Origin of the sequence: Micromonospora tarensis, from assembly GCF_016803395.1 — a bacterium.
Classification (GTDB): Bacteria; Actinomycetota; Actinomycetes; order Mycobacteriales; family Micromonosporaceae; genus Micromonospora; species Micromonospora tarensis.
Window position 1 is genome coordinate 1 of sequence record NZ_JAEVHL010000354.1, and the last position, 4,820, is coordinate 4,820.

Below are 4,820 nucleotides of genomic sequence, written 5' to 3' on the forward strand. Positions count from 1 at the left end.
CCCGGCCGAGCCGGCCGCGAGCGGCCGACGCCGGACGCCGCGCCGACGGCGCCGGTGGCGCCCCGGCAAGTCTCCCGGTCATCGACGGAGGTTGCCGCGTCCTGAGCGCCGGGCTTCGTCCGGATGGCCCGCAGGTGTCACAGCCGGGGTGCGGCCTGCGGGTACCCGCCCGGGAGGTGTTACCGTCGAATCCCGTGGATCGCGTGATCACTGAGCTGATCAAGCACGGCGGTCTGCATGACCGCGACAGACGACACGGGAGCAGGCCTTGGCCCCATCAGCACGGACGACCAGGCACATTTTCGTCACCGGGGGCGTCGCCTCCTCGCTGGGTAAGGGCCTCACCGCCTCCAGCCTCGGCAACCTGCTGACCGCGCGCGGGCTGCGCGTGGTGATGCAGAAGCTCGACCCCTACCTGAACGTCGACCCGGGGACGATGAACCCGTTCCAGCACGGTGAGGTCTTCGTCACCGAGGACGGCGCCGAGACCGACCTCGACGTCGGGCACTACGAACGCTTCCTCGACCGGGCGCTGTCCGGCAAGGCGAACGTCACCACCGGCCAGATCTACTCCGACGTGATCGCCAAGGAGCGTCGGGGGGAATACCTGGGCGACACCGTCCAGGTCATTCCGCACATCACCAACGAGATCAAGTCTCGGATCCTGGCGATGGCCGACCCGGACGAGGACGGCCAGCTGCCCGACGTGGTGATCACCGAGGTCGGCGGCACTGTCGGCGACATCGAGTCGCTGCCGTTCCTGGAGGCGATCCGCCAGGTCCGCCACGACCTGGGTCGAGACAACTGCTTCTACCTGCACGTCTCGCTGGTGCCGTACCTGGCGCCGTCGGGTGAGCTGAAGACCAAGCCGACCCAGCACTCGGTGGCGCAGCTGCGCAACATCGGTATCCAGCCGGACGCCATCGTGCTGCGCTGCGACCGGGAGATCCCGGTGAAGCTCAAGGAGAAGCTGTCGCTCTACTGCGACGTGGACGCCGAGGCGGTCGTCGCCGCGCCGGACGCCCCGAGCATCTACGACATCCCGAAGGTGCTGCACCGCGAGGGGCTGGACGCCTACGTGGTGCGCCGGCTCGGGCTCTCCTTCCGGGACGTGGACTGGACCAGCTGGGACGACCTGCTGGAGCGGGTGCACCGGCCCCGGCACACGGTCACCGTGGCGGTGGTCGGCAAGTACGTGGACCTGCCCGACGCGTACCTGTCGGTGAGTGAGGCGATCCGGGCGGCGGGCTTCGGGCACCGGGCCCGGGTGCAGCTGCGTTGGGTGCCCAGCGACGAGTGCGTCACCCCCGCCGGGGCCGCCGCGGCGTTGGCCGGCGTGGACGGCATCCTGATCCCCGGCGGGTTCGGCGTACGCGGCATCGAGGGCAAGATCGGCACCGTCCGGCACGCCCGGGAGAACGGCATCCCGCTGCTCGGCCTCTGTCTCGGCCTGCAGTGCATGACCATCGAGGTGGCCCGGCACCTGGCCGGCCTGGACGGCGCCAACTCGTTGGAGTTCGACGAGCAGACCACGCACCCGGTCATCGCCACGATGGCCGACCAGCAGGACATCGTGGCCGGCCGGGGCGACCTGGGCGGCACCATGCGGCTCGGGGCGTACCCGGCGACGCTGACCGAGGGCTCGATCGTCGCCGAGGCGTACGGCAGCACCGAGATCAGCGAGCGGCACCGGCACCGCTACGAGGTGAACAACGCCTACCGGGACGCGCTGACCAAGGCGGGCCTGCACATCTCCGGCACCTCGCCGGACGGCCGGCTGGTCGAGTTCATCGAGCTGGACCGGAGCCTGCACCCGTTCTTCGTGGCCACCCAGGCGCACCCGGAGTTGAAGAGCCGCCCCACCCGCCCGCACCCGCTGTTCGCCTCGTTCGTCAAGGCGGCGGTGGCGTACTCGCAGGCCGACCAGCTGCCGGTCGACCTGGACGCGGCGACGGAGGCCCCGACGACGCGCAGGGCCGCCCGCAACGGCGCCGCGACCAAGGCGGCGTCGGCCTCATGAGCGGACGGACCGTCGGGCGCGGCGTGGTGCCGGCGTGAGCGAGCTGGGGCACCGCTACGAGGTGCGCTCCCGCGAGGAGCGGTACCGGGGGCGGATCTTCGACGTGGTCACCGAGGAGGTGACCATGCCGGGCGGCGGGACCGGGCTGCGTGACCTGGTCCGGCACGTCGGGGCGGTGGCCGTGGTGGCGCTCGACGACGCCGGCCAGGTGGTGTTGATCCGGCAGTACCGGCACCCGGTCGGCCGGCACCTGTGGGAGCTGCCAGCCGGCCTGATGGACGTCTCCGGCGAGGAGTTGCCGGCGGCGGCGCTGCGCGAGTTGGCCGAGGAGGCCGACCTCACCGCCGGGCGGGTGGACGTGCTCGTCGACCTGCACAGCTCGCCGGGTTTCACCAACGAGATCGTCCGGGTGTTCCTGGCCCGGGACCTCGCCGACGTGCCGGCCGCCGAGCGCCACGAGCGCCGCGACGAGGAGGCCGACCTTCAGGTCGTCCGGATCGACCTGGACGAGGCGGTCGCCATGGTCCTGGCCGGGGAGATCACCAACGCGTCCGCGGTGGCCGGGCTGCTGGCCACGGCCAGCGCCCGGGACACCGGTTTCGCGGCGCTGCGCCGGGCGGACGCGCCGCTGCCGCGCTGAGCGCCGCCGCCGGTCCAGCCGGTGGGTCGGTACGCGAGGAGGGGCCCCGCGGTCAGCCGCGGGGCCCCTTTTCGTCGGGCTGGTTCAGGAGTCGCGCAGCGGCCGGCCGTGCACGTCCGTGCCGCCGTTGACCAGGATGAGGATGCCGTCGATGACGCCCCACAGGGCGCCGACACCGCAGGTCACCAGGCTCACGACGAGCTGGAGAACGGCGATCTTGGTGTGTCCGGTATAGAACCGACCGGCACCGAAGGTGCCCAGCAGGATGCCGAGGATGCCCGCGACGATCTTGCTCTTGTCGGAAACGCCCTGCGGGTACCCCGGCTGGGGGTACCCGGGCTGGTAAGGAGGAGTGGTCATGGGCGGACACACTAGTGATCGACTCACGCGCTGTCCGCACCGCCGTCCGGCAGATGGGACGATAGGGGCCGAACACTGTCCTGTCGGCTGAGGTGACGTCGCACGACCGAACCCTGCGCTACGCCTGACACTTCGTCAGGACACCCGGGCACCGGATGCCACTGTGCTGGCTCACGGCGGTGCCGGGCGCGCCTAGACTGCCGCCGGCGGGACCGGTGGACCGCGGTGGCGAAGGGGCCATTGCGGCACCGAGCAGTCGGGGGAGAGCAGCCCCGAAGAGAGGTGTCTGCATCGTGAAGGTCGGAATCCCACGCGAGGTCAAGAACCACGAGTACCGCGTGGCGATCACGCCCGCGGGTGTCAACGAGTTCACCCGCTCCGGTCACCAGGTCTTCGTCGAGGCCGGCGCCGGGGTCGGCTCCAGCATCACCGACGACGAGTTCGCCGCCGCCGGCGCGAAGATCCTCGCCACCGCCGACGAGGTGTGGGAGACCGCCGAGCTGGTGCTCAAGGTCAAGGAGCCGGTCGCCGAGGAGTACCACCGGATGCGCGAGGGGCAGGTGCTCTTCACCTACCTGCACCTGGCCGCCTCCAAGGAGTGCACCGACGCGCTGATCGACCGCAAGGTCACCGGCATCGCCTACGAGACCGTCGAGCTGCCCGACCGGTCGCTGCCGCTGCTCGCCCCGATGTCCGAGGTGGCCGGCCGGCTCGCCCCGCAGGTGGGCGCCTTCTACATGATGCGGACCGGCGGCGGACGCGGTGTGCTGCCCGGCGGCGTCTCCGGCGTGTACGCGGCCAAGACCGTGGTCATCGGCGCGGGCGTCTCCGGCCTGAACGCCGCCGCGATCGCGCTGGGTCTGCAGTCCGAGGTGCTGCTGCTGGACAAGAACGTCGCCCGGCTGCGGCAGGCCGACGCGATCTACCGGGGCCACCTGCAGACCATCGCGTCCAACGCGTACGAGGTCGAGCGGGCCGTCGTCGACGCCGACCTGGTCATCGGCGCGGTGCTGGTGCCCGGCGCGAAGGCCCCGAAGCTGATCTCCAACGAGCTGGTCTCCCGGATGAAGCCGGGCAGCGTGCTCGTCGACATCGCCATCGACCAGGGCGGCTGCTTCGAGGACTCGCGCCCCACCACGCACGCCGACCCGGTCTACAAGGTGCACGAGTCGATCTTCTACTGCGTCGCGAACATGCCCGGCGCGGTGCCGAACACCAGCACCTACGCGCTGACCAACGTCACCCTGCCGTACGCCCTGGAGCTGGCCAACCAGGGCTGGCGCGAGGCGCTGCGCAGCGACCCGGCGCTGGCGCTGGGCCTGAACACCCACGACGGCCGGGTCACCTACGGACCGGTCGCCGAGGCGCACGGCATGGACGTGCTCCCGCTGGCCGACGCGCTGGCCTGAGCGGTGGCGGGCTGAGCGGCGGCACGGACCCCGCCGGCGTGGGCACCGCGCCCACGCCGGCGCTGCGCCGTGCCGTGCGCGGCTACCTCGACCACCTGACCGTCGAGCGTGGCCTCTCCGCGAACACGCTCGCCTCGTACCGTCGGGATCTGGAGCGGTATCTCGCCACCCTTGTCGACGCCGGCGTCGCCGACCTGGCATCGGTCGGCGCCAGCCTGGTCGAGGCGCACCTCGCGCGACTGCGCGCGGGTGACGACGAGCACCCGCCCCTCGCTGTCTCCTCCGCCGCGCGGGCGGCCAGCGCGGTCCGCGGCCTGCACCGCTTCGCCGTGCGCGAAGGCCTGACCGGCGCCGACCCCAGCCGCGACGTCCGCCCGCCCACCCCGCCCCG

5 protein-coding genes are annotated in these 4,820 nt (G+C 72.0%); 4 read left to right on the top strand and 1 reads right to left on the bottom strand.

Translation table 11 applies throughout. The features are described 5' to 3' along the window. Positions 1 to 268: 268 nt before the first annotated feature. Entirely contained in the window at positions 269 to 2,020 is a 1,752-nt protein-coding gene (locus JM949_RS33545) for a CTP synthase (protein WP_203152055.1), read from the top strand. Positions 2,021 to 2,054: 34 nt separating this feature from the next. Continuing rightward, positions 2,055 to 2,660, top strand: a complete 606-nt coding sequence (locus JM949_RS33550; protein ID WP_203152056.1) for an NUDIX domain-containing protein — start codon at positions 2,055 to 2,057, stop codon at positions 2,658 to 2,660. A gap of 84 nt (positions 2,661 to 2,744) precedes the next feature. Here the strand turns inward: JM949_RS33550 and JM949_RS33555 are convergent, their stop codons facing one another. Then, entirely contained in the window at positions 2,745 to 3,020 is a 276-nt protein-coding gene (locus JM949_RS33555) for a TM2 domain-containing protein (RefSeq protein WP_203152057.1), read from the bottom strand. A gap of 293 nt (positions 3,021 to 3,313) precedes the next feature. Between JM949_RS33555 and ald the strand changes: the two genes are divergently transcribed. Both ald and JM949_RS33565 read left to right on the top strand, forming a co-directional pair. Beyond that, positions 3,314 to 4,429: an alanine dehydrogenase gene (gene ald / locus JM949_RS33560; RefSeq protein ID WP_203152058.1), complete on the top strand. Its 1,116-nt coding sequence runs from the start codon at positions 3,314 to 3,316 to the stop codon at positions 4,427 to 4,429. Positions 4,430 to 4,467: 38 nt separating this feature from the next. Further along, a partial coding sequence (locus JM949_RS33565; protein WP_203152059.1) for a site-specific integrase occupies positions 4,468 to 4,820 on the top strand: 353 nt, incomplete at its 3' end.

What these genes read in the sequence shown, in the direction of transcription:
- JM949_RS33555 (WP_203152057.1), bottom strand. Translation starts at nt 3,020, where the DNA reads ATGACCACTCCTCCTTACCAGCCCGGGTACCCCCAGCCGGGGTACCCG.